The organism is Desulfovibrio sp. (genome assembly GCF_019424165.1).
In the GTDB taxonomy this organism is placed as follows: domain Bacteria; phylum Desulfobacterota; class Desulfovibrionia; order Desulfovibrionales; family Desulfovibrionaceae; genus Desulfovibrio.
The window spans coordinates 7,677-31,573 of record NZ_JAHZAA010000029.1 but is presented as its reverse complement, the minus strand read 5'-3'; the positions used below and the strand labels follow the sequence as shown (position 1 = coordinate 31,573).

The 23,897-nt window shown below is 56.1% G+C and carries 21 protein-coding genes; 1 reads left to right on the top strand and 20 read right to left on the bottom strand.

Annotated elements, in window-relative coordinates; translation table 11 throughout:
- Positions 1-93: 93 nt before the first annotated feature.
- The 20 genes from QZ377_RS09765 to QZ377_RS09670 all read right to left on the bottom strand — a co-directional run bounded on the left by QZ377_RS09765 (position 94) and on the right by QZ377_RS09670 (position 21,504).
- On the bottom strand, positions 94-1,377 hold the full coding sequence (locus QZ377_RS09765) for a sulfite exporter TauE/SafE family protein (RefSeq protein WP_291440966.1): 1,284 nt from the start codon (positions 1,375-1,377) through the stop codon (positions 94-96).
- Positions 1,378-1,457: 80 nt separating this feature from the next.
- On the bottom strand, positions 1,458-2,975 hold the full coding sequence (locus tag QZ377_RS09760) for an NADH-quinone oxidoreductase subunit N (protein ID WP_291440965.1): 1,518 nt from the start codon (positions 2,973-2,975) through the stop codon (positions 1,458-1,460).
- 22 nt (positions 2,976-2,997) lie between these two features.
- Entirely contained in the window at positions 2,998-4,485 is a 1,488-nt protein-coding gene (locus QZ377_RS09755) for an NADH-quinone oxidoreductase subunit M (RefSeq protein WP_291440964.1), read from the bottom strand.
- 18 nt (positions 4,486-4,503) lie between these two features.
- The gene (gene nuoL, locus QZ377_RS09750) at positions 4,504-6,420 is read right to left on the bottom strand and encodes an NADH-quinone oxidoreductase subunit L (protein WP_291440963.1); all 1,917 of its coding nucleotides are present in this window, start codon (positions 6,418-6,420) and stop codon (positions 4,504-4,506) included.
- A gap of 2 nt (positions 6,421-6,422) precedes the next feature.
- Positions 6,423-6,704 (bottom strand): NADH-quinone oxidoreductase subunit NuoK, encoded by a 282-nt coding sequence (nuoK, locus tag QZ377_RS09745; RefSeq protein ID WP_291440962.1) that lies wholly within the window; start codon positions 6,702-6,704, stop codon positions 6,423-6,425.
- Entirely contained in the window at positions 6,599-7,366 is a 768-nt protein-coding gene (locus QZ377_RS09740; RefSeq protein ID WP_291440961.1) for an NADH-quinone oxidoreductase subunit J, read from the bottom strand. The genes nuoK and QZ377_RS09740 overlap by 106 nt, the downstream gene beginning before the upstream one ends.
- A 104-nt stretch (positions 7,367-7,470) precedes the next feature.
- Positions 7,471-8,178: an NADH-quinone oxidoreductase subunit NuoI gene (gene nuoI, locus QZ377_RS09735; protein WP_291440960.1), complete on the bottom strand. Its 708-nt coding sequence runs from the start codon at positions 8,176-8,178 to the stop codon at positions 7,471-7,473.
- Between the two features lie 65 nt (positions 8,179-8,243).
- Positions 8,244-9,212, bottom strand: a complete 969-nt coding sequence (nuoH, locus tag QZ377_RS09730; protein WP_291440959.1) for an NADH-quinone oxidoreductase subunit NuoH — start codon at positions 9,210-9,212, stop codon at positions 8,244-8,246.
- A 91-nt stretch (positions 9,213-9,303) separates the two neighbouring features.
- Positions 9,304-10,629: an NADH dehydrogenase (quinone) subunit D gene (nuoD, locus tag QZ377_RS09725; protein WP_291440958.1), complete on the bottom strand. Its 1,326-nt coding sequence runs from the start codon at positions 10,627-10,629 to the stop codon at positions 9,304-9,306.
- On the bottom strand, positions 10,626-11,183 hold the full coding sequence (locus QZ377_RS09720; RefSeq protein WP_291440957.1) for an NADH-quinone oxidoreductase subunit C: 558 nt from the start codon (positions 11,181-11,183) through the stop codon (positions 10,626-10,628). Before QZ377_RS09720 ends, nuoD begins: the two co-directional genes overlap by 4 nt.
- Positions 11,165-11,716 carry an NADH-quinone oxidoreductase subunit B gene (locus QZ377_RS09715; RefSeq protein WP_291440956.1) on the bottom strand — a complete coding sequence of 184 codons (552 nt, stop codon included), beginning with the start codon at positions 11,714-11,716 and terminating at the stop codon, positions 11,165-11,167. Before QZ377_RS09715 ends, QZ377_RS09720 begins: the two co-directional genes overlap by 19 nt.
- The gene (locus tag QZ377_RS09710; protein ID WP_012625288.1) at positions 11,704-12,078 is read right to left on the bottom strand and encodes an NADH-quinone oxidoreductase subunit A; all 375 of its coding nucleotides are present in this window, start codon (positions 12,076-12,078) and stop codon (positions 11,704-11,706) included. The genes QZ377_RS09715 and QZ377_RS09710 overlap by 13 nt, the downstream gene beginning before the upstream one ends.
- Before the next feature lie 167 nt (positions 12,079-12,245).
- Positions 12,246-12,752, bottom strand: coding sequence for a 4Fe-4S dicluster domain-containing protein (locus tag QZ377_RS09705; RefSeq protein ID WP_291440955.1), 507 nt, complete (start codon positions 12,750-12,752; stop codon positions 12,246-12,248).
- A gap of 84 nt (positions 12,753-12,836) precedes the next feature.
- Positions 12,837-14,951, bottom strand: coding sequence for a molybdopterin-dependent oxidoreductase (locus tag QZ377_RS09700; RefSeq protein ID WP_291440954.1), 2,115 nt, complete (start codon positions 14,949-14,951; stop codon positions 12,837-12,839).
- A 1,206-nt stretch (positions 14,952-16,157) separates the two neighbouring features.
- Entirely contained in the window at positions 16,158-16,559 is a 402-nt protein-coding gene (locus QZ377_RS09695; protein ID WP_291440953.1) for a 4Fe-4S binding protein, read from the bottom strand.
- Positions 16,560-16,562: 3 nt separating this feature from the next.
- Positions 16,563-17,645: a nickel-dependent hydrogenase large subunit gene (locus QZ377_RS09690; protein ID WP_012625292.1), complete on the bottom strand. Its 1,083-nt coding sequence runs from the start codon at positions 17,643-17,645 to the stop codon at positions 16,563-16,565.
- A complete protein-coding gene (locus QZ377_RS09685; RefSeq protein WP_291440952.1) occupies positions 17,642-18,109 on the bottom strand; it encodes an NADH-quinone oxidoreductase subunit C in 468 nt (155 codons plus the stop codon). The genes QZ377_RS09690 and QZ377_RS09685 overlap by 4 nt, the downstream gene beginning before the upstream one ends.
- An 18-nt stretch (positions 18,110-18,127) precedes the next feature.
- Positions 18,128-18,685 carry an NADH-quinone oxidoreductase subunit B family protein gene (locus tag QZ377_RS09680; protein WP_291440951.1) on the bottom strand — a complete coding sequence of 186 codons (558 nt, stop codon included), beginning with the start codon at positions 18,683-18,685 and terminating at the stop codon, positions 18,128-18,130.
- Positions 18,686-18,697: 12 nt separating this feature from the next.
- Entirely contained in the window at positions 18,698-19,549 is an 852-nt protein-coding gene (locus QZ377_RS09675; RefSeq protein ID WP_291440950.1) for a complex I subunit 1 family protein, read from the bottom strand.
- Positions 19,549-21,504 (bottom strand): NADH-quinone oxidoreductase subunit L, encoded by a 1,956-nt coding sequence (locus QZ377_RS09670; protein ID WP_291440949.1) that lies wholly within the window; start codon positions 21,502-21,504, stop codon positions 19,549-19,551. Before QZ377_RS09670 ends, QZ377_RS09675 begins: the two co-directional genes overlap by 1 nt.
- Positions 21,505-22,171: 667 nt before the next feature.
- Between QZ377_RS09670 and QZ377_RS09665 the strand changes: the two genes are divergently transcribed.
- Complete coding sequence (locus QZ377_RS09665) at positions 22,172-23,653, top strand: cache domain-containing protein (RefSeq protein WP_365854826.1); 1,482 nt, start codon at positions 22,172-22,174, stop codon at positions 23,651-23,653.
- Positions 23,654-23,897: the final 244 nt, after the last annotated feature.

Here is a 23,897-nt window from a genome sequence, read left to right as displayed (position 1 = left end):
GAAGCAGCCGCCCCAGCGGGCAAAGCCTGCCTGCGCCTGTGTCGCCGCAAGGATTTTCTTCAACCCTTGCGAATACCCCAGGCATGAAATGCGTTAGCCGAACATCCTGATCTGGAAGAAGCCGCGCAACACGTAGTCTGTACCCACATAAAGGGCCAGCACGATAAAGAGACGCTTGAGCCAGATTTCAGAGAAAAACCGAGATGTAAAGGGTCCAATGATGGAACCCACCGCCACGCCGACAAGCTCAATGCTCACCAGGTTCCAGTCCACCATCACGCCGTGCAGCATAAGGGTGGTGATACCCGTGATCATGCTGACCAGAACGGCAAGGGCTGACGTGCCGGCGGCCAGATACATAGGCAGGGAAGTTACGCTGGTGATAAAGGGAACCAGCAGGAAGCCGCCACCCACGCCAAGAAAGGCCGCGATACTGGCGATGACAACACCGCCGAAGAACGGCAGCAGCGGGTTAAAAGAAAATTCCACACCGCAGAACGTAAATACGCAACGGGTCAGCCTGAAAGAAACAAGCTTGACGCCTGTGGGGGCCGGGGTGCCGTCACCCTTGCCTTTAGCGGCGGTCTCAAAAGCCTTTGAGGCTTCTTTGGCCTTGGCTTTGGAGCGCTGGCCCGCAGGCGAGGTTTCCCAGATGAGATAAAGGCCCAGAAGCAGCACGAAAAGACCGAAATAGCCCTGGTAAGATGAAAAGTTCAGCTTGCCCGCAGTGAGAGAAGTGGACAGATACGCCCCCACTATCGAACCAAGGCCAAGGGCAAAGCCCAGGGGCAGCACCAGACGCTTCAGGCGGTAATAACTGAAGGTACTGATGACGGCTGAAAGCCCGGCAAGCATCTGGTTAGAGGCGCGTACCGAGTCGGTAACAGCCTTATTGAGCGGCGTCTTGCCAAAAGATTTTGCGTAGTTGCCAAGGCCATGCACAGTCATGTGCCCCACGCCGGCCATAACGCCGCCAAAAGCGCCCACGGTGGAGAATATCCAGCCGACCCACAAGGCCCAGCCAAAAGCCAGAAGCATGTTGATCTTGGGACCGCCGGGAATACCGAGATAGCCAGGTTCGGCGTTGGCGTTATAGGTTTCGGGAGCGACCTTGATCTGCTCGGCAATGGCGCCCTTGAGACCGGCCGGAGCCGTTTGCAGTTGGGCGGCAATGGCCGGGTCGTCAATGGCCTTGACCGGAGCCTTGGGGGCCTCAGGGGCCGGAGCGGGGGCCTCAGGGGCCGGAGCGGGGGCAGCGGCAGCCGGAGCGGCAGCAGGGTCGGCGGCCGGAACGGAACCTTCAGCCGCAAAAGCCTGGCCTACGGTGAGCAGCAGCAACAGCACCAAGCTGCCACCGAGCATCCATCTGTTTTTCATAAATAATCTCCTCCAGATTTGCTTTGTCAACACCTGAAAGTATGCGCGCCCCGAAGAGAGCGGCACAGGATCAGCCTTTGTCAGAAATACACATTTATCCAGAAAAGCAATGATTGCGGGAAGATACCCCATAACACCGCCCCAGCAAGGCAGACAGCGAGCACGGCTTGCACGCCCTTTTCGCCCGTTATGGCGCAGGATGTTTCGGGGGCATCATCTTGACTATCCTGCATGTACATGCGTTTTGCAACACCAAGATAATACCAGGCCGATATGGTGCTGCATATAACAGCCACCACTACAGTAATCTGATACCCGGCCGCAAAGGCCGCGCGAAACAGCATGAACTTGCCCATAAAGCCCGCCGTGGGCGGAATACCCGTCAACGAGAAAAGAAAAACCAGCATCACCGCCGCCAGCAGCGGGCTGCGCGCGGCAAGCCCGCGGTAATCATCAAGATTCTCTCCGGCATCAGGGCCTTCGCCCAGGCGGCCCCTGCCGGAACGGGCGGCAAGATAGGTTATGACGGCAAATGCGCCGACATTCATGCACAGGTAAATGGTCAGGTAGGCGGCCGTAGCTCTCAGCCCTTCAGGGGTGCAGGCGGCAAGGCCCAGCAGCGCGTACCCGGCATGCGCAATGGCCGAATAGGCCAGCATGCGTTTAAGACTTGTCTGGGCCAGAGCGGCAATGTTGCCCAGCAGCATGGTCAGCACCGCAAGTCCGGCCAGGGCGTCACTCCACAGCGGGCTCAGTTGCGGCAGGCCCTGCAAAAGCACACGCCCAAGCACCGCAAAACTGGCCGTTTTGGCCGCTACAGACATAAAAGCCGTAACAGTGGTAGGCGCACCTTCATACACATCCGGCGCCCATACATGAAAGGGAACAGCCGCCACCTTGAAGCCCAGCCCGGCCAGCACCAGCCCCAGGGCCATGACTGCCGCAGGCAGGGTGTGCATGTCCGCCACGCTCAGACTTACGGCAAGGTGACGCGCCATTTCGGCAATATCTGTCTGGCCTGTCAGACCATAAAGAATGGACAGGCCAAAAAGCAGCAGGGCCGATGCAAAGCTGCCCATAAGAAAATACTTGATGGCAGCCTCGCTGCTGCGCGGATCAGCCGTGCGCAGGGCCACCAGGGCGTAAATGGGCAGAGCCATAAGCTCAAGCCCGAGATAAAGCACTATGGCGTCGCCTGCCGAAATCATGACGCACATGCCGAGCGTGGAAAAGGCCATGAGGCTGTAATACTCCCCCTGCCGCATGGAGGCATGGCGGCAGAAGGCCTCACTCATAAGGGCGGTAAGCCCAAGGGCCGCGAGACAGACGGCCTTGAAGGCCGCGGCCAGCCCGTCAGCGCGAAACATGCCGCCAAAGGCGGCGGCTCCGCCGCTGAAGTTCATGCTCAGGGTCAGGGCAAGAGCAACGGCGGCCCCGGCGGCCGTAAGCCACTGCTGGAAAACCCGCTCGCGCGGATAAAAAAGATCGCCAAGCATGAGGCAGACAGCCGTGACCAGCAGAACCAGCTCCGGCGCAAGGGCGGGCAGCTCGGCCAGCAAGGGCAGCGCAGAAAGAGGCGCGACAACAGTATCAGTCATGGTGGCTCCTTGTTACTCCGCCCTACCGGGCTGCAAAGGCCGCAAAAGCCTGCTGCGTGTCACTGACAAGCCGCTCTACCGAAGCGTGGGTGTATTCCAGCAGCATGTTGGGGAAAATGCCTATGCCAAGCACCAGCACGGCCATGGTCAGCATGATGGCCAGTTCTCTGCCGTCAAGGCCGGGCAAACCGCGCACCGTATCTGAAACCTGCCGGAAAAACACTCTCTGGTAGAGCCACAGCATGTACCAGGCCCCCAGAATAAGTCCCGAAGACGCGACAACCGCAGCCCAGGGCGCGCGCTCGAACCCGCCCAACAAGATAAGGAACTCGCCGATAAAGCCGTTAGTACCCGGCAAGCCGATGGCCGCCAGGGTAAACACCAGAAAAAAGCCGGCCATGACGGGCATGGTGGTGGCAAGGCCGCCGTAGTCACGTATCTGACGTGTATGCGTGCGGTCATAGATCATACCCACAGCCAGAAAAAGCGCGCCCGTAACGATGCCGTGGTTGAGCATCTGGATGATGGAGCCTTCAACCCCCTTCTGCGTCAGGGCGAAAAGACCCAGAGTAACAAAACCCATATGACTCACAGAGCTGTATGCGATCAGGCGCTTGATGTCGGTTTGCGCCAGGCAGACCAGTGCGCCGTAAACAATGGCGATGACAGAAAGAATCAACATGGGTGTCAGCAGGGTCCAGGCGGCGTAAGGCAAAATGGGCAGACTGATGCGCAAAAAGCCGTAAGCACCCATTTTGATCAGCACGCCCGCCAGAATGACCGAGCCTGCCGTGGGCGCTTCAGTATGGGCATCGGGCAGCCATGTGTGCACGGGCCACATGGGTACCTTGACGGCAAATGCGGCAAAAAAGGCCCAGAATAAAAGCAGTTGCAGATCTTTGCTGTAGTTCTGTCCGGCCAGGGCCAGCATGTCGAAGGTATTGCCGCCCTTGAGGTAAAGAAGAATAATGCCCACGAGCATGAGCAGGCTGCCCAACAGGGTGTAAAGAAAAAACTTTACCGTGGCATAGATGCGTCGCGGCCCTCCCCACACACCGATGAGCAGAAACATCGGAATGAGCATGGCCTCCCAGAACACATAGAAAAGCATGAGATCCAGCGCGCAGAACACGCCTATCATGCCTCCTTCGCGCCGCAACACCCTGACGAAGAACCCCTTGACCTTCAGAGTGATGCTTTTAAATGACACGACCACGCCCATAAGCGTAATGAGCGCCGTCAGCGGCAGAAAGAGCACGCTTATGCCGTCAATGCCCAGGCTGTAGCGGATATTCAGGCTTTCAATCCAGGGGCGGTTTTCCACCATCTGCATCTGCCACAAGCCCTTGTCAAACTGGCTGAGCGCCCAGAGGCTCAGGGCCAGCTCCACGGCACAGACGGTCAGCGCCCCCAGCCTGATAGTCTCCTCCCGCCCTCTGGGCAGGAGCATAAGCGAGAGACCGCCAAGCACAGGAACAAAGATAAGCAAGGAAAGTACGGGTACGGACATGCTGTCTCCCTGCCGTGTTTACGAGAAAATTCCCAGTTGAAGCACCACCGAGGCTCCGGCCAGCCAGGCCAGATAATGGGCCACCTGCCCGTCCTGAAAACGGCGCAACCTGACAGAAAACCTGCCGATGACACGGGGCAGGCCATTGACCACACCTTCGATCCCCTTGGTATCCACCACGCGCAGCAACACATGTTCAGCCAGCCACAAAACCGGACGTACCAGGCAGGCCGTGTAAATTTCGTCCACACGGTACTTGTGCAGAAAAAGCCTGTACAGGCGCGGAAAGCTCTGCACCACCCTTTCCGGCCATTCGGTCTGACGGTGATACATGATCCACGCAAGCCCGATGCCGCACACCCCTGCCACAACAGAAGCCCCCATAAGCATAAGCTCAGCCGGACCGTCCAGGTGCAGATGCGGATGCCCCACCACCGGCTCAAGAAAACCGGCCCAGAGGTTGGAGCCGCCAAGCACATGCGGAATGCCCAGCCAGCCGGCCCCCACAGCCCCGCAGGCCAGAATGAGCAAAGGGATGGTGACCACCAGCGGTGACTCGCGCAAATGCTCGCGCTGATGCCGTGTGCCGCGAAATTCACCGTAAAAAATGCTGAAAAACAGGCGGAAGGAATAAAAGGCCGTCAAAAAGGCCACAAAGGTCCCCACGCCCCAGGCAAAATAGCCGGCCGTGGTATCGGCGTTGAAAGCCATAAGCAGGATCTCATCCTTGCTGAAAAAGCCCGCCAGGCCCGGCACGCCGGAAATGGAGAGCGAAGCCAGCAAAAACGTGACGCAGGTGACGGGCATATATTTTCGCAAGCCGCCCATACGGCGCATATCCTGCTCATGGTGCATGCCCAGTATGACCGAGCCGCAGCCCAGAAACAGCAGGGCCTTGAAAAACGCATGTGTAAAGAGATGGAAAATGCCCGCCGCATAGGCCCCCACGCCGCAGCCTATGAACATAAAAGCCAGCTGGCTGATGGTGGAATAGGCCACCACCCGCTTGATGTCCGTCTGGGTGAGGGCAATGGTGGCCGCAAAAAGTGCCGTAAGCGCGCCTACCACGGTGATGACGCCAAGGGCCGTGGGCGAAAGGGAAAACAGCGCGTTACAGCGGGCTACCAGAAAAACCCCCGCCGTAACCATTGTGGCCGCGTGAATGAGGGCGCTCACAGGCGTCGGGCCTTCCATGGCGTCGGGCAGCCACACATGCAGGGGCAACTGGGCAGACTTGCCCACTGCGCCGCAAAAAAGCAACAGGCAGATAAGGGTGGCCGCGTCAACGCTTGTGCCGCCAATGGTGTAGCTCAACCCCTGCAACAGCCCCGCACGGGCAAAAACATCGTCATAGTGCAGGCTGCCGAAAATCGTGAATATGCAGAACAGACCGAGTAAAAAGCCGAAGTCGCCGAACCTGTTAACAATGAAAGCTTTTTTTCCCGCATCCGATGCCGACGTTTTTTCATAATAAAAGCCGATGAGCAGGTAGGACGAAAGCCCCACAGCTTCCCAGCCGAAAAAGAGCTGCAAAAAATTGTTGCTCAGCACCAGCATGAGCATGGAGAAAGAAAAGAGCGCCAGATAGGCGAAAAAGCGGTAATAACCGTCTTCGCCCTTCATGTAGCCCACGGAATAGATGTGAACCAGCGTGCTGACGCTGGTAACCACAACAAGCATGACTGCCGTAAGCTGGTCCACAAGAAAGCCGAAAGACACGCTCAGGTTGCCCGACGTTATCCAGTTATGCACATCAACGTTGACGATAACGCCGTTCATGACATCGCGCAGAGCCAGAATGGAGCAGCACAGGGAAACAACGATGGCTGCGATGGGCAGCCAGTGGGCGCGGCTGCCCCACCAGCGCCCGCAAATCAGGGTAACGGCAAAGGCCAGCAGCGGACACAGCGGAATAAGCAAGAGGTATATGGGCATGGCTACCCCCGAAGCTCGACGATTTTGTCGTTGCGCACCGTTTTACGGCTGCGGAACAGACAGATGACTATGCCCAGCCCCACGGCGGCCTCACACGCTGCCACCGTTATGACAAAAAGGGTAAAAACGTGGCCGCGCAAAGAATCCATAAAATAGCTCATGGCCACGAGGTTCAGGTTCACGCCGTTGAGCATGAGCTCAAGGGAAAGCAGCATGACAATAATATTGCGCCGCGTAAGAAATCCTGCCACCCCGATGCAGAACAGCACAGTGGCCAGCGCCATGTACCATGAGAGAGGAATCCTTGCGCCAGACCTCCATCCCGTGTTTTGTGGTCCCTGCCGCAGGCAGCGTCGCCCTTTTCGCCGTCGGCTTGCCGGGCCTCGATGCCGTGGGCCGCTCCGGGCGTTTCGCATGAAGGGTCTTCGTCAGTACCGGGCGGGGGCTGCCTGCGCGCCAGCACAAGGGCCGCCACAAGAGCCACCAGCAACAGCACGCCAGCCACTTCAAGGGCAAGAAAATTGTGGGTGAACAGCTCGCGACTCAACGCTCTGGTATGAGTCACCTCGCGCAGGGTTTCATAGGGCCACACATCCTTGCCGCCTGCCATAAAAGAGCGCAAGCCCCAGAGCAGCGTGCCGCACAGCGCCGCGCCAATGGCATACCCCACCCAGGGATGCGGCACGAGAGCGGGCAGGCGCATCTCACGCTTGAGGTTCACCAGAAAAACCACAAAAAGATACATGACAAGCACGGCCCCGGCGTAAACCACAATCTGCACCGCCGCCAGAAATTCGGCCTGAAGGGTCAGATAGACGGCGGCCATGTGGACGAACAGCAGCAGCACAAGAAGCACGCAATGCACCGGATTGCGCAGCCTGATGGACAGGATGCCGCACGCAACGATGACAACGGCGCAGTAAAGAAAGAAAATTTCGCCAAACACGTCTTCCACCTCCCGGAGTGGACTTGCGCATGCTTTTCCGGCAATTCTGCCCTGTTCAAGCCGCCTGATCACGCAAAACAGCCCGCACAGCCAGGCCGTTCGCCCTATTCCGCCGTGTCCGCAAGGGCCTTTGCCTGGCCTGGAGCGCTGTTCTCGCGCATGCCGGCAGTGCCGCGCACCGCCATTTTATTGTGGAATTTGCCCGCCTGCCAGTTTTGCCCTACCCACTGCTCCTCACCGCTCCACTCCGCACTTACGTGCTCCTTGCGTTTGGGGGCCGGTAAAAAGCGCTGCAACGCATTGCGAGGACGGCTCAATGGGTTCACATATCCTTTCAGGCTGCCCTTCTCTGCGGCAAATTCATCCCAGTTACGCAAAAGATGCGCCTCGTCAAAGACAAATTCCTGCCGTGTGCGACCCGCGTAGGCATACACTTCGGTCAGTACGATGGCATTCACCGGGCAGACTTCTGCGCAATAGCCGCAATAGATGCACCGCAGGGCGTCAATAATGTAGGCGTCCACCTTACGGCTCCCGTCTACACTCCTGTGGCTGCGGATGCGGATGCAGTGCGACGGACACACCCGGGCGCAACGCATGCAGGCCACGCAGCGGCTGCCGCCGCTTTCCGCATCGCGCACCAGGGCGTGGCGACCGCGAAAACCAGCCGCCACCACCGGTTTTTCGTCCGGATACTGCTGCGTTACCGGCTTGCGGAACATATGCCGCAGGGTGAGCGCCAAACCTTGGGCAATCTCGGTTTGCAGCAATGTTTGCAGCCAGTTACGGCGCGGTTTGTACTGTACTTGCATCAGTGGCCTCCAAAGCAGAAACCTTCATGAATACCATAATTCCATCACGGGCAAGGCCGACCGCCCTAGCCGAATACGGCCCTGCCGATGGCCGTCAGCACGATGTTGAGCAGCGCCAGGGGAATGAGCACCTTCCAGCCCAGAGACATCAACTGGTCGTAGCGGTAGCGTGGCAGGGTGGCGCGCAGCCAGAAAAAAACGAACATGATAAAATATACTTTGATAAGCAGCCAGAACGGCGGAAAAAACGGCAGGTCTACCGGTCCGTTCCAGCCGCCGAGAAAACATATTGTTCCCACAGTGGCCATAACGAACATGGATGTGTACTCGGCCATGAAAAAAAGCGCGTAGCGCATGCCGCTGTATTCGGTGGAGTAGCCTGAAACAAGCTCTGTTTCCGCCTCGGGCAGGTCAAAAGGAACCCGGTTCGTTTCGGCCAGCATGGCCACACAGAACACAAAAAAGCCGATAATCTGCCGAAAAATGAACATGCCGAAAAAGCTGTCGCCCTGCGCCTCAACAATGTCGCCAAGGTTGAGCGAACCGGAAAGCAGCATGACGCCCACAAGGCTCAGCCCCATGGCTATCTCGTAGCTGATCACCTGCGCCGAAGCGCGCAATCCGCCAAGAAAGCTGTACTTGGAGTTGGAAGCCCAGCCCGCCAGCACCACGCCGTAAGCGCCGATGGAGCTCATGGCGAAAACGAAAAGCAGGCCGATGTTCACATCGGTAACGGCCCATCCCTCGGCCCAGGGCAGGATGGCAAGAGAAGCGAAAGCCGGAACCAGGCAGATGATGGGAGCCGCCAGAAAAATGGGCCTGTCCGCAGCAGTGGGGATGATATCTTCTTTAAAAAAACTCTTTATGCCGTCGGCAATGGGCTGCAAAAGACCGTGCCAGCCTACACGCATGGGGCCGAGACGCATCTGGATATGCCCGATGACCTTGCGCTCGCAGTACGTGGCGTAGGCCACGTGCAGCATCACAAGCACGAAGAGCACGATGAGTTGCAGCAGAATAAGCAGTATGTCCATATGGCTTGTCCTGTTTCAGACCCGTTTTGTCATGTTGCGCCTACAGGCCGCCGGGCGGCCGGACAGACGCGGGCATGCCCGCGCCGGGGCCTCAGCGGTCCGATTCGCCCAGCACCACGTCCAGGCTTCCGATATTTGCAATCAGGTCGGCGATAAGTCCGCCCCTGGCGATGCTTGCCAGCGCGCCGATGTGTATGAAAGACGGCGCACGCACATGCATGCGGTACGGGCGGCTGCTGCCGTTGGAGATGAAGTAGAACCCCAGCTCGCCCTTGGGAGCTTCTGTGGATACAAACACATCGCCCGCCATGTAGATATTTCTGTCGCGCATGACGGCGCGCAGCCCGCCGCCGTAAAGGGTGGTCTCGGGCGTGCCGTGCCAGCGTGACCGCGGCATGAGCAGATCCGGGGCGTCTTCGGCCAGCGTGGGGCCGGGAGGCAGAGCATCAATACACTGCTGCAGGATGCGCGTGGACTGGCGCAGCTCTTCCATACGACAGCGGTAACGGGCGTAGATATCGCCGTCCGCGCCCAGAGGAACCGCAAAATCCAGCAGGGCATACGCATCATAGGGCGCATGGCGGCGCACGTCATAATCCACGCCCGAACCACGCAGGCAGGCCCCGGTAAGGCCCAGCGACAGGGCTTCATCCGCACTGACCTTGCCCACGCCAACAGTACGCTTGAGCCAGATGCGGTTGGTATCCAGCAGGGTTTCGTATTCCACGATACGGCCGGGGAAGATGTTTACAAAATCCTGAAGCCCGCTCATGAACCTGCCGCTCACGTCCTGGCGCACCCCGCCGATACGCGGATACGTGAGGGTGAGCCGCGCGCCGCACAGGTCTTCAAAAAGATTGAGCAGCATTTCGCGCTCACGGAAGCAGTAGAGAAAAACCGTCATGGCCCCGATATCCAGGGCGTGGGTGGCAAGCCACAGCAAATGCGAGCTGATGCGCGACATTTCGCAGGCAATGGTGCGGATGTACCGGGCGCGCGGGGGCGCTTCAATGCCCAGCAGCTTTTCCACTGCCAGACAATAGCCCGTGTTGTTGGACATGGCGGCGATATAGTCCAGCCGGTCCGTAAGCGTCAGGGCCTGGGCATAGGTGAACTTTTCCGCCAGTTTTTCAAATCCCCGGTGCAGATACCCCACCTGCGGGTCGCAATGCACGATGGTTTCGCCTTCAAGCTCAAGGTCCACCCGCAAAACGCCGTGTGTAGCCGGATGCTGCGGCCCCATGCGCAGGCTGGTGCGGTCGTCAAAATCCGCATCGTCAAAATCGTTGTCGTCAAGGCAGTTGACGCAGGCAATATCGCTCTGCTCAAGCCCGCTCAGCTCCTCGGCCGAAAGCCTGCCTGTAGGCTGGCCGTGGGGTACGGCGCACTCCACATGCTCTTTGCGCTGCTCATTCATGCCTTGTCACCCCCCTGCCAGCTCAGGGCATCCAGTTCTGCGGCGCGCTTGCGCAGGGCTGTCAGGCCCTCCCATTCCTCATGCCCCCGGGCCGGAATCTTCACGGGATATTCCTTGCGCAGCGGATGTCCCTGCCAGTCATCGGGCAGAAGAATGCGACGCAAATCCGGATGCCCCCTGAAATGTATGCCCACAAGGTCCCAGGTTTCGCGCTCCAGCCAGTTGGCCCCGGTCCAGAGCGGCACGGCCGAATCAATGCCTTCCTCCGGATCGTCCACCATAGCCCGCAGGCGGATGCCATGCCGCTGGTTGATGGAGTAAAGCTGATAGACCACTTCAAAAGGGCTGAGGCCCGGCTGCTTTCTACGGCTGTTGTCCACGCCGCACAGGGCTTGCAGATGCCGCATGTCAAAAACATCGCGCAGATGGGCCAGCAGATCCAGAATGCGACCGGGCCGCACAAGAACCGCCACCTGCCCACGAAATTCGCGCACGTCCAGCACTTCTTCAGGAAAAACTCCGCGCAGGCGGTCCGCTATCTCCAGGGACTCCATCGCATCTGCTCCTTGTTGATGATCTCCTGAAGCCGGATAAAGCCGTCAAACAGCGCCTCCGGGCGCGGAGGACAGCCAGGCACGTAAACATCCACAGGCACAATCAGGTCCACGCCCTGGGTCACGGCGTAAGACTGAAACAGCCCGCCGCTGCACGCGCAACTGCCCATGGCGAGCACGTAGCGCGGCTCGGGCATCTGGTCGTATACGCGGCGCAACACCGGAGCCATCTTTTTGCTCAGCGTGCCCGCCACCACCATACAGTCTGCCTGCCGGGGACTGGCGCGAAAAATAATGCCGAAGCGGTCAAGGTCGTGGTGGGCTGCCCCGGTAGCCATCATTTCAATGGCACAACAGGCCAGCCCAAAGGTTACGGGCCAGATGGACCCCGCCCTGCCCCAGTTCACAAGAGCGTTGAGCGGCCCTATAACAGCGCCCGCGCCGGGAAAAAAACGCAGACCATCCTTGCTGACCTCAAGCGGCTGCCCGCCGGTGTGCACAGGCCCGCCGGACTTTGCGACTACTTCACCCATTGGAACGCCCCCTTCTTCCAGGCATACAGGTAGCCAAGCACCAGCAGGGCCATAAAGGTGAACATTTCCACCATGCCAAGGCTGCCAAGGCGCACAAACTCTACGGCCCAGGTATAAAGATAGATGGCCTCCACATCGATAATGACAAACAATATGGCTACATAATAAAATTTGATGGAAAAACGTGTTCGCGGTTCAGCCGTAGGCTCGTTGCCCGACTCATAGGCCACAAGCTTTTCCGGATAAGGCCTGCTCATACGGAAAAAACGGCCCACAAAAAGCGTGATCAGACCAAAAAGCAGTGTGATGATAATAAGCAGCAGTACGGCAAGATATTCCTGACCGGCTGTTGTATGCACCATGGTAGCCACCTTGCTTTCCTTCACAATTATTCGCTTTCACCGCACCGGACCTTTGCCGGACCCGGCTTGCGAACCGCGCTTCCGGCGCAATGGCGCGTCTTGGCGCACCAGGCCGCCGCCTCTGCACTGCGCAACAAACGGGCATCAGGGGGCAAAGGCCCCTACATTCAGCGTGTCGTGGGCCGGAGCTTCTGTATCTGTTCCGCAAAATGCTGCCGCCGCTCCTGACTGGCCTCGGAGGGAACAGTGAAGCCGAGGCAGCTCATGGCGCAGGTCGTCACACAGGCCGGGCGCAACCCCTGGTCTATGCGGTCGCGGCACAGGTCGCACTTGTCCACCTTGCCGGTATCGGGATTCCACTGGGGTGCGGCCCACGGGCAGGCGGTAATGCACGCCTTGCAGCCCACGCAGAACTTTTTTTCCACATAGACGATGCCGTCCTCGCGGCGGCGCATGGCCCCAGTGGGACAAGCCTTTACGCACCAGGGGGTTTCACAGTGAAAACAGGATGTATAGACAAAACCCAGGCCCGGGCGCGGCTCGCCCTGCTCCACGGTGAGAACACGGCAAAAAAATGCGCCGGCGCCGCCGTTATGCAGACTGCGGCACTGCACTTCACAGGCCTTGCAGCCGATGCACTCCGCAGAATTGTGGGTGACGACATACTTGCTCATAAACATCCTCCGCTATTCCGGGGTGCACGCCCCCATAGCTTGCAAACCGGATATGGTCAGACTGCCCGGCTGTGTCCGCCGCGGCTAGCCCACTTTTTCAAGCGAAACAAAGTGCTCCTGCAACGACAAACCGCCGCCGCCCTGATCCTGCAGGTCCAGCCCGCCCTTGAGGCACTTGTTGTCGGCAATGCCCTTGTCCACGGCCAGGCTTTCGCACGGCAGGTCGTGGCCAAAGCCATGCACGACAAACACAGCCTCGGGATGGATAAAAGGCGTTATCTTGATACCGGCCTCGCCCATATTGCCGCCCCTGGCATCAAGCACACGCACCCGGTCGCCGGGCTTAAGCCCCGCTTTTTTGGCGCTGCCGGCATTGATCCACACCGTATTTTCCGGAACCTGCTCAAACAGCAGAGGATTATTGACGGTATGCCCCTGCGTGTGCACGGCCACGCGCCCGAAGGTAATGCGAAAGGCTCCTTCCGGGGGTGACTGGGGCGAAACGTACGGAGGCAACATGCTGACGCCCGTATTTTCGGCAAACCCCTTGCCGTAACTCTCGCTGCTCAGCTCAACCTTGCCGGAGCCGGTGGGAAAGGCATACGTGGACTGGTCAACGTACAAAGCATCATCTGTAAGGGATATAAAACCTTTGGCGTCAAAATCTTCTATGGTCAGCCCCGTGCCTTCAAGCTGGAAGTTCCAGACGGCCTCGGCGCTGTCAAAAGTCAGGCTATCCAGACCGAGTCGACGGGACAGCCCGCTGATGATCTCCCAATCGGCGCGGGTGTCATAGCGGGGCTGCACGGCCCGCCGACGCACAAAGAACTGCGGCTTGAGGCCGTTTTTGCCAGCAATGATGCTTTCTCTTTCAAGATAGGTGGACATGGGCAAAACCACATCGGCATACCATGCCGTGTCGGACCAGGAAAACGTGGTGCTGACCAGAAGCTCCAGACCGTCCAGTTTTTTCTTGAGGGCATCGGGATCGGGAAAGCCCTGTAAGGGGTCATGCCGCCAGGCCATGTAAACCTTGACCGGCGGCACACCTTCCGGGGGATTGCTGATGGCATCAAAAGCCTTGTGCAGCAGCCCTTTGCCCGGATCAAAAGCCTTGTTGTCAAAACCAAGCCCGTCGGCTCTGGGCAGTTTAACAGCAGGATACAGATCCACAAACTTCTTGAGCCCGGCCTTGCCGCAGTCTTTGGGGGTGCGCCCGGGTACAATACCGCCCTTGGCGCCCGTGCCGCCCAAAAGCGCCGTAATGACCAGCGCCGTGCGCCCCACCTGAAACGAATCGGCGTAGCGCGACGTCATCCACCCCGGATGCCAGATAACCTGAGGGGCCGCGGCAGCCAGCGCGCGCGCAAGATCAGTGATGGCCCGCGGCTCAATGCCGCACTCCTGCGCGGCCCACTGCGCCGTATACGGCGCCACAAAGGCAGCCAGCGCATCAAAGCCCGTGGTGTGGGCGCGGACATATTCCTTGTTGTACAGGTTCTCGCTGATCAGGGTATTGATGACAGCCAGATTGAAAGCATAGTCCGTACCGGGACGGATGATGTGGAACTTGTCAGCCTTGGAAGAGGTGACGTTCTGCCTGATATCAATGACGGTAAGCTTGCAGCCCTTGCGCAGGGCCTGCATGACGGTGCGCGCCTCGCCAAGATTGATGGCTTCAAAAATATTGCGCGTCTGCAGAACAATATGTTTGGCATTGGCAAAATCATACACGGTCATGCCGCGCCCCAGGCCCAGCACGGCCTTGCAGGCATGATGCGCGTTAAGATCACAGGAAGGGCTGTGCGAGCAGACATTGGGCGAACCAAGGCCGCGCATGAACCCCCGGCTAAGGTCAGCAAAAGGGCCTTCGCGGTCAGACCAGAGAACGGTCTGTTTGCCGTATCTGCTTTGAGCGTCAGTGATTTTTTGCGCAACATAGTCCAAAGCCTCATCCCAGGACACGGCACGCCACTTTCCCTCGCCACGCGCCCCCTGGCGAATAAGCGGCGTCTGTGGACGCTCATTGTCTTCAAGAAGAGCTTTTCCGGCCACACCACGGGCGCATAATGCACCTTTCAGGGGGCTTTGCAGGTTGCCGTAAATCATTTTTACAGTGTCATTACTGGTCTCAACCGTAATAGGGCAACGCGCTGAACACATGCCACAGACACTGTGGGTAAGTTGATTACCATTCATATAGCATCTCTCACCTGACAAAAAATATACCATAAAGATGCTTTATCAGTCATCTTTTGCCCCTGACAACCGGCCCTACAGAATAGAATCAGTGGGTATTTTCAATAATCAAAAAAAATGCCCGCTGAAGGATATATTTTGCGTGAACGATACAAGCTCACAATATCGCATGTTTTTTTTGATAGAGCTTACCATTAACAATTTTTTGTCCCAAATACCAGCCCCTCATGCGACTTTATATGGCATTTTTATGCATCAACAGTCGTATCAATTCGGTAGCAATTATCCCTGAAATAAAGCATATCAATAATAAATAAAGCATGTTGGAAATCACCATTTTCTAAAAACTGTGCTTGAAAAAAATATGATCCGCACGCTATTTTTCATTTTCGTGAACAATCACGCCTTGGATAAACTTTAATACCCCAATTTTTTCTGTAGTTTGCATTTTTTTTGAAATGATGTTTAGCACAAGCAAACAAGCACATATAGCCCACAATGACGGCTGTACTGTTTTTAACAGCATAAAATGCAAGATAAAATTTTATTGCACAATAAATTATTTAATTTTACTATTTTTTGTAATAATAAAGTAAAAATGCAATCAAAAAAGCACATAACTTTCATATATAAAAAGCATTACTACACATCGTGAGTCATGCAACAATATTGAAAAAAATTTCACATAAATAGCTATATGATATTTTTCGCACTGTTTTTCAGCACACGCGCCACAAGAAAAATTCCGCATCAAGAAGCCGGGTAAGAATTCATTTTTTCGGCTCCAGACGGGGGAAAATACATTTTTCCTGTAATATCAATCTATTGACATTACGATACCATCATTCGCGTTCGTTCAATTCTTCACCTGCCATTTCCGCCTTCTTTCTGGAGTGTAGTGCTTTGGAGAATATATATTCGTAAAGGGCTACAACGCTCACCAGGCCGTGCAGCAGAACAAATACCCCACTGTTCCCAAGGCAACGGCTGTGACGCCCATGCTGTCAGCGGGCGCCTGCGCACGCGCAGTAATCAGAGAAATGTAAAAAGATAAGCCGTTGCGGCGCCCGACGTACACATGGGGCCACATCCGGCGGGTGAACCTCGGCGCCAGCCGCTGCTGCAAAGCAAAAAGCCGCCTCTCGGCGGCTTTTTGCTGATCATAACAGAGCGTCGTTATGTGTTGCGCGCGGCCAATGCCACGCCCTACTCTTTTTCGGCCTTTGTTTCTGTTCCGTTTTCTTCCTTGCTCTTGGCCGCCGCGGATTTTTTAACGCGCGGCGTACCCGTGCGCAGAACACGGAATTTGGTCACCGAAGGTTTACGGTGCGTGGGAACCTGCACCAGGCACTTTGTGGGGCATTTTTCTACACAGGCCGAGCAGTACACGCACAAGAAAGGGTCGTAATGCCAATGCCCGGCCTTGGCGTCGACAGTAATGGCATCTGTGGGACAAACCCTTGCGCAGCTATTGCAGAATATGCACTTCTCCACTTCATTGGTGATTACGCCCCTGTAGGCCGGAAAAGGTTCACGCTCTTCCAGCGGATACAGCCTTGTGGCAGGCTTGCCTGACAGGTTGCGCAGCACGTTTTTAAGCATATACATGGGCTACCTCTCTGTGCAGGAAATGCACGGGTCGATACTGAGCACAATAACCGGCACGTCGGGCAGCTTGCAGCCCGGCAACATGTGCAGCAGGGGCGGAACGTTGGCAAAGGTGGGCGTACGCACACGCATGCGCTCCAGATACTTGGTTCCGTTGGCCCGTATGTAATAGAACAGTTCGCCCCTGGGCTGCTCCACCCGGAAAACAGCTTCGCCGTCAGGGTTGCCGGGAACCTTTACCGTAAGCTCGCTTTCCGGCAGACGGTTCAACGCCTCGCGGATAAGGTCCATAGCATGCAGCACTTCGTAGAAGCGTACCTTGGCACGGGCGTAGCAGTCGCCATCATGCTCGACAACCGGAATGAAGTTAAGGTCATTGTAGGCGGCATAACCGTGCATACGCTCGTCGATTTCCCAGCCGCTGCCGCGAAGGGTCGGCCCGGCTGCGCCCAGCAACCGGGCATCGTCTTTACTGAGATAGCCTATGCCGCGCGTACGTTCCTGCACGGTATAGTCGTCCAGCATGGTGGTTGTGAGCTCACGCATGCCCTTTTGCAATTCATCAAGCCGACCGAGCATCCAGCGAATCTGATCGGGCGCCAGGTCGCGGCGCACGCCGCCCACCACGTTGACCGACAGAATAACGCGGTTGCCCGCCGTGGCTTCGCAGATATCCATAACATGTTCGCGGATACGCCAGAACTGCTGGAATACACTTTCGAAACCAAAGGCATCGGCAAAAAGGCCCAGCCAGAGAAGATGTGAATGGATGCGGTGCAGTTCTGACCAGATAACCCGCAGAAACTGGGCGCGCGGCGGAGCCGTGATGCCCATCATGTTTTCAAGGGCGTTGCAATAGCAGTTGGCGTGAATGCAGGAACAGATGCCGCAGATGCGTTCCACCACAAAGACCATCTGGTTGTAGTCTTTGGTGCGCACAAGGCTTTCAAGCCCACGGTGCACAAAGCCAAGCTGAGGAATGGCCCCGACAACGGTTTCGTCCTCCACCACAAACTTGATGTGCAGCGGCTCGGGCAACACGGGGTGCTGCGGCCCGAAAGGAATGACTGTGGTGCGGTTGCTCATGCCTGATCTCCTTTGGCGGGCTCTGCCTTGGCAGCCGCGGCGGGACGCCGGACCGTGGTCATGGTGAAGTACGGGGCGTGGGTCACTTCGCCTTCCAGATACATACCGCCCTGATAGTCCAGCGGCAGACCGGCAAAACGCACACCAAACTGGTCCTGGGTCTCGTTTTCAATCAATACCGCGCAAAAGTATATGGAACTGATGCTCGGGATGGGCATATTCCTGTCCACATCCATACGCAGATGCACCATGCCTTTGGCGTCCGTTGGCGACCACACGCACATTTCCGGATTGTGCCGCAGGTCGGACATGGTGAGGTTTTCATCAAAATGGTAGAACAGCCGCAGGGTATTTTCATCAACCACCGTCTGCGACATGGTGACAAACCGGCATTTGGCGTTAGCCAGGCGCTGCACTTCAGCAAGCAGCGTATCGGGCGTCACGTCTTTGGCTTCAAAAAACATGGCTTTATCCTTTCCGGGCTAACCCGCGTTTTGCAATGACTTGTCGTCTTCAGAAGCGGGGGCTTCCTCGTCCCTGGCGCCAGCGGGCGTTCCATCTTCGTCGCCGGGCATGAACGTTGCCTGGGGCACGGGGCCCATGCCCATCTTGGCTTTCAACACGCCCAGAGCTTCCACCACGCCATCAATGATGGCTTCAGGTTTGGGCGGGCAGCCCGGCACAAACACGTCAACGGGAATGACGTTATGCGCACCGTTAAGCACATTGTAGGTGTCTTTAAAAACGCCGCCGGAAAGGTTGCAGGCACCGAGCGAAATGACGGCCTTGGGAGAAGGCATCTGCTCGTAGATCTGCTTGAGCACGTGGCGGTTACGGTGGTTTACCGTACCGGTCACCAGCAATACGTCCGCATGCTTGGGATTGCCCGCATTGACCACGCCGAACCGCTCAACATCATACATGGGCGTGAGGCAGGCCAAGACCTCGATATCACAACCATTGCAGGAACCGCAGTCAAAATGGACAATCCATGGCGACTTGAGTCGGCTCCGCTTTATCATTTTGTCTACAAAACCCATATGCCTGCCTCCTTACGCCACGTACAGCCATAAAAGATTAACCAGGGCCAGCCCCATGCCAAGCAACAGGGACCTCTTCTGCACCATCCACTGCCAGGTAAGCCGGGCGGTGATATTGTCGATGAGGATTTCTGTAAACAGCGAAGCCGCCACCAGGGTGGCCATGCCAATGACGCTGGTGTGCCAGAACATGGCGCACAAGCCGAGAATGAGCACAAGATCAAGCCAGTGGGCCAGTTCAATGATGCCCAGGTAAGGGCCGGAGTATTCGGTCTGCACGCCCTTTACCAGTTCCTGATGACCGTGATGGCTGGCAGAAATATCAAAGGGCGACTTGCGCAGCTTGATGGTCAGGGCGTAGCCCAGCGCCAGAAACAGCAAGGGCATCTTGAGCAGCAGGGGCTGGTCCTGGGCAAACACGGCCTCAATGGAGAAAGACCCCGTGCACATGGCAAAGCCGACAAAAACCAGAATCAGTATGGGTTCATAGGCCAGCATGAGCAGAAGCTCGCGCTGTGCGCCCACGTTGCTGTAGGGCGAAGGAACGCACAGGGCGCCCACCACCTGAAAAACAGCGCCCACAGTGAGCACGAAGAAAAGCAGCAGCAGGTCGCCGCCCATAAAGAATATGAGCAGGGCCAATGCCGAGGAGATCAGCGTCATATAGGCGCTGAATACAAGCCAGGCATTGGTTACGCTGGCTTCTTTGCCGAACAGTTTGAAAACATCGTAAAAAGGCTGAAGCAGGGGCGGCCCCACGCGCGACTGCAAGCGCGCCGTGAGACGGCGGTCAACCCCGGTAAGCAGGCCCCCCACCAGGGGCGACAATATCAATCCGCCGACAGCACTGAGGATGGACAGCATTAGAGCAGACCTCCTACCAGAACGATGAGAAAGGCCGTGGATATAATATCAATGGCCCGTGTGATAGTGCCTTCGCCAAAGTACTGGGCCAGGTAAAAGTTGGACAGACGCACGGGTTCAAAGGCATTCATGGGGCCCTTGAAGCCGATCTGTCCCGCCTGTTCCTGCGTCAGCCCCGAGAAATAGGGCTGGGAATGCGCCGAGTTGGAGACCTTTCTGGCGGCCCTCCAGGCAATCCAGGCCCCCAGGCCAAGCAGGATGAAGAGCAGGTAAATCCAGAAATAGCCCGCTCCACCCGTAAGCGATGCGCCGGGTATGAAGCCCTCGGTCTTGAGACCAAGGCGGGCGTATACGCCGGCCACAGAAGGCTCGACAAATGTTTCCAGCACCAGCGGCGAAATAAAGGAAAACACCACGGCAAGCCCGCAGAGCGAGCGCAGGGCAAACATGACCGTGGGCTTGGGATTGCCGTGAGGCGGCCGGTCATGCAGGTTGGCCGAAGACACGAGTATGCCAGCCCACCGCGCCCAGAACAGCACCGTAAAGGCCGAGCCGAGGGCAATGAAGAAAATGATGGGGGTCATGGCCTGTGTGGCGCGGGCAATCGCTTCGATAGCCATCCACTTGCCTATGAGCATGCCGAAAGGCGGCAGCATCATGGTAAAGATGCCAATGGCCGTAATGATGGCCGTGCGGGGCATCTTGCTGTACAGGCCGCGCATGTCTTCAATATCTCTGGAGCCGATGCGCTGTTCAATGGCGCCCACGCACATGAAGAGCAGGCCCTTGGAGACCGAGTGGTAGATGATGATGGTGGTGGCCGCCATCATGGACGCCGCCGTGTTTATACCCACACAGGCGATGATAAGCCCCAGGTTGGCAATGGTTGAGTATGCCAGAATTTTTTTGGCATTACTTTGGCTGACCGCCAGAATGCATGTGCCTACAAAAGTGAATGCGCCAAAAAGCGCCACAATGGTCGACATGGTGGTGTCAGCGAAGGCCGGGGCCATGCGCAGCAACAGGTATGTGCCCGCCTTGACCATAGTGGCCGAGTGCAGCAGGGCCGAAACCGGGGTGGGAGCCACCATGGCGCCGCACAGCCAGCTTTCAAAGGGAACCTGCGCCGACTTGGTAAAGGCCGCCAGGCAGAAAAAGGCAAACGGCAGCAGCATGGCAGTGGTTTTCACATCCATGGCTGTCATCTTGTGCAGTACAACTTCAGTGGACAGTGTGCCAAGGCTCTTCTGGATGAAAAGCATGGCGGAAACAAAGGCAAGCCCGCCAAGAACGTTCATCCACAACGCGCGGTAGGCGTTGGCATTGGCTTCCTGTGTTTGATCGTGACTGATCAACAGGTAGGAACACAAGGTCGTGACTTCCCAGAAAAAGAACATCCACGAAAGATTGTTTGAAAGCACAAGGCCGTTCATCGCCCCAAGAAAGCAGAAAATAATGGCGAAAAACCGCGGTTTGCGAGAAACCCGCAGGTGCAGGTGCTCTTCATGAATATCCATATAGCCCAGGCCGTAGATGGTGATCAGGCCACCCACCACAGTAATTATGATAACCATGATGAGTGACAGGCCATCTGGCGCAAAGGCTGTAATGGGGGCGGAACCGTCCGCCAGAACAAACTTGAGGTAAAGCAGGCCTATCAATTGCAATGCGGTCATGCCCATGACCGCACGGCTGCCCAGCTTCCAGCCCAGGCCCAGAATATAGAGCAGCAGCAAAAGATCCAGCAGACTGAACAGGCTGTCCAGCGGAAGGCCCATAAATGTTTCAGCCTCAAGTCGGAACGTTCCGTGAGCACCCATGATCACGGCAGCCAGAGCCATCACCGCAACCGCTGCAGGCACGAGAAGCTTGCGGGTGCGGTCAAGCTGTGTGAAATACAGAACAAGCGCCACAGCAAATGGCAGCGCCACACAGCAAAAAACAAGTGTATTCATAATTTTTGCCCCACTATATTGTGAGCTGTGAAAAACTTCACCCTGTGGTAATCCCCTCACAACATAAAATTAAGATGTTTCCTCCTTGCCTTTCCAATGCAATATACACCTACTAGAGTTAAACGAACTCAATTTTTGCGTCAATAAGAAAGAAAAACACACCATTCATTGACCAAACAGTTTACAAAAGTACGCCATAGCTACACTACCATTTTTCCTACATATTTTATTTATAATTAATAATGCACAATATGATTATTTTTTATTTTTCCAAATAAATTCAAAAATTAATGATAATAATACATGAAAAAAAGAAAAATTCAATCTATATAAATATATTTTACATTCATATTTTACAATATTTTTCATCCATACTTTATATTTTCCTTTATTGTTAAAAACAATACAAACCATATATAAACATACAGTTCTTTGTTACTGTAGTATGCCATAAGACACATACAAAAAAGCAAATAGCCTGCGACGCAAGGTCCTAACGGCAATTGTAAGGAGAAAGGGAGTAATTCTAAAAAAATGTGCAAATAGACTTGAAAAATATAATAAATTTCAGAAAATGGCAGGAAGGCCGGGGAGTGGATTTTTGCCACTTGCCAAATAATAGATTAAGGTATTAACTGTAAAGCATCATTCTATCAAAAGGCATGGTATGTACAGAAGCCAACAGCAAACAAAAAAAATCTACGCTATTGCCTTTCTTGTGAGCGGCATTTTTCTTGTTTGCAGCTTGATTCTATTACGCAATGCCACATGGCAGATAGAACAGACAAGCATACTTCATCTCTATGAAACAACAAGCCAGCTACGGGTGCTCTTGCAGCGAAAGTTAACTCAGAACTTTCAGGCGCTACGCGGGCTGTCCACCGCCGTAGTGTACATGCCGCAACAAGAAACCTCTGCACTGTTCAAAGAACTGAATAGCAACAGAAGCTTTATACGAATAGGCATGGCTGATACTTCCGGCATGGCTGCCATGATAGATAAAAGCGGCCCCCCACATCAGCATACGGATTTCTCGGATGAAGATTTTTTTCGCAACGCCATTGCAGGGCGGGCGTTCTTTTCGTCTCCGCGCAAAGATCCCCACGGGCAGGGGCAGGTCATCTACTGCGCTGTTCCCGTGGAGCAGGAAGGCAGCGTCATTGGCGTTCTGGTCGGCGTCATTAGGGCAGAAGACCTGCTGGACATCCTGGACGAACCCCTTTTCAAGGCTACCGGCTTTGCAGGCATAATCGATGCCACCGGGCATTTTGTGCTGCGCTCCGGCACAAATACCACTGGCACGGCAGCCAGCATTTTCAACCTCGGTCAAATGAGCAAGGGCGATCTTGATGCGGTGCGCGCCGACCTTGGCGGCAACCGCAGAAACTATTTTCTTTATAAAACCGGCGACAAGCAGCACCTGGCAGCCTTTGACCCCATTATTCATAACGGCTGGTTTCTTTTCTGTTCAGCCCCTCTCGACGACCTGGCGCTGGTTCCTCGTCCTCTTTTATACGGAGGAGGCGTGGCAATCATTCTGGCTTTGCTTGTTTTTCTGCTTCTCGCCTGGCGCGTGCATTGCCAAAATGCAGATAAAGACCGCCAACTGCAAAGCATGGCGCTTACCAGCCTTCTGACCGACGCTCTCGCCAATCACAGCTTCCGCCTGGAAGGCACTGCCCTGCTGCACAACAATCCGGACATTACATTCGCCATCTGGCTGGCGGACATCAAAAATTTTACCCTTTACAACAAAATACTCGGCAAAGAGGCCGGCAACAACGAACTGCGGCGCATCGCCCGCATGCTGAAGGGCTGGCCGCAAGGACCGCTTACCAGGCGTTATCACATTGTCGACAACACGTTCGCGGGCATTCTGCCTTTCGCAAACTGCCAGGATCTGGCAGAAAGATTTTCTGATGCCGCGCAAGAGGTCGAGCACGGCGCATACCGTTTTTCACAGGTTTTTCCCTTCCGCCTGTACGCCGGCGTGTACACTACGGACATGATTGAAGAAAAAGACCTTACCTTTATGGACATGCTCAACAGGGCGGGCATCGCCATGCAGGTGGCAAAAACCTTTGAAACAAGCACCCTGCGCTTTTACTCCGAAGAAATCTGCGAAGAAGCCCTGTATCTCAATCGCTGAGCACTGCCTGAAGGCACTGCTCGCCTCTTTTCTGCGATGGCAGGCAACGGCCCGCAGCCGCCCGCCATGGGCAAAAGCCCCTTGCCCCCGTAGACCTTTGGTGCTATGGATCGACTTTGTTTCAAATTTTGCCGGTAACGGCTGCGGTATCCAGGCAGTGCCTGTCGCCGGGCATATTCGCAATCCGGCGGCTTCCTTTCATTCTTTCCCTGCAACAGAGGCAAAAGCAATGCCCATCGCCATT

What these genes read in the sequence shown, in the direction of transcription:
- QZ377_RS09720 (WP_291440957.1), bottom strand. Translation starts at nt 11,183, where the DNA reads ATGGAGTCCCTGGAGATAGCGGACCGCCTGCGCGGAGTTTTTCCTGAA.
- nuoH (WP_291440959.1), bottom strand. Translation starts at nt 9,212, where the DNA reads ATGGACATACTGCTTATTCTGCTGCAACTCATCGTGCTCTTCGTGCTT.
- QZ377_RS09670 (WP_291440949.1), bottom strand. Translation starts at nt 21,504, where the DNA reads ATGAATACACTTGTTTTTTGCTGTGTGGCGCTGCCATTTGCTGTGGCG.
- QZ377_RS09700 (WP_291440954.1), bottom strand. Translation starts at nt 14,951, where the DNA reads ATGAATGGTAATCAACTTACCCACAGTGTCTGTGGCATGTGTTCAGCG.
- nuoK (WP_291440962.1), bottom strand. Translation starts at nt 6,704, where the DNA reads ATGGCGCTGGCCACTGTGCTGTTCTGCATCGGGGTGGCAGGATTTCTT.
- QZ377_RS09705 (WP_291440955.1), bottom strand. Translation starts at nt 12,752, where the DNA reads ATGAGCAAGTATGTCGTCACCCACAATTCTGCGGAGTGCATCGGCTGC.
- QZ377_RS09685 (WP_291440952.1), bottom strand. Translation starts at nt 18,109, where the DNA reads ATGTTTTTTGAAGCCAAAGACGTGACGCCCGATACGCTGCTTGCTGAA.
- nuoD (WP_291440958.1), bottom strand. Translation starts at nt 10,629, where the DNA reads ATGAATGAGCAGCGCAAAGAGCATGTGGAGTGCGCCGTACCCCACGGC.
- QZ377_RS09710 (WP_012625288.1), bottom strand. Translation starts at nt 12,078, where the DNA reads ATGGTGCATACAACAGCCGGTCAGGAATATCTTGCCGTACTGCTGCTT.
- QZ377_RS09765 (WP_291440966.1), bottom strand. Translation starts at nt 1,377, where the DNA reads ATGAAAAACAGATGGATGCTCGGTGGCAGCTTGGTGCTGTTGCTGCTG.
- QZ377_RS09755 (WP_291440964.1), bottom strand. Translation starts at nt 4,485, where the DNA reads ATGTCCGTACCCGTACTTTCCTTGCTTATCTTTGTTCCTGTGCTTGGC.
- QZ377_RS09680 (WP_291440951.1), bottom strand. Translation starts at nt 18,685, where the DNA reads ATGGGTTTTGTAGACAAAATGATAAAGCGGAGCCGACTCAAGTCGCCA.
- QZ377_RS09695 (WP_291440953.1), bottom strand. Translation starts at nt 16,559, where the DNA reads ATGTATATGCTTAAAAACGTGCTGCGCAACCTGTCAGGCAAGCCTGCC.
- QZ377_RS09690 (WP_012625292.1), bottom strand. Translation starts at nt 17,645, where the DNA reads ATGAGCAACCGCACCACAGTCATTCCTTTCGGGCCGCAGCACCCCGTG.
- QZ377_RS09760 (WP_291440965.1), bottom strand. Translation starts at nt 2,975, where the DNA reads ATGACTGATACTGTTGTCGCGCCTCTTTCTGCGCTGCCCTTGCTGGCC.
- QZ377_RS09715 (WP_291440956.1), bottom strand. Translation starts at nt 11,716, where the DNA reads ATGGGTGAAGTAGTCGCAAAGTCCGGCGGGCCTGTGCACACCGGCGGG.
- QZ377_RS09665 (WP_365854826.1), top strand. Translation starts at nt 22,172, where the DNA reads ATGTACAGAAGCCAACAGCAAACAAAAAAAATCTACGCTATTGCCTTT.
- QZ377_RS09675 (WP_291440950.1), bottom strand. Translation starts at nt 19,549, where the DNA reads ATGCTGTCCATCCTCAGTGCTGTCGGCGGATTGATATTGTCGCCCCTG.
- nuoI (WP_291440960.1), bottom strand. Translation starts at nt 8,178, where the DNA reads ATGCAAGTACAGTACAAACCGCGCCGTAACTGGCTGCAAACATTGCTG.
- nuoL (WP_291440963.1), bottom strand. Translation starts at nt 6,420, where the DNA reads ATGCCCATATACCTCTTGCTTATTCCGCTGTGTCCGCTGCTGGCCTTT.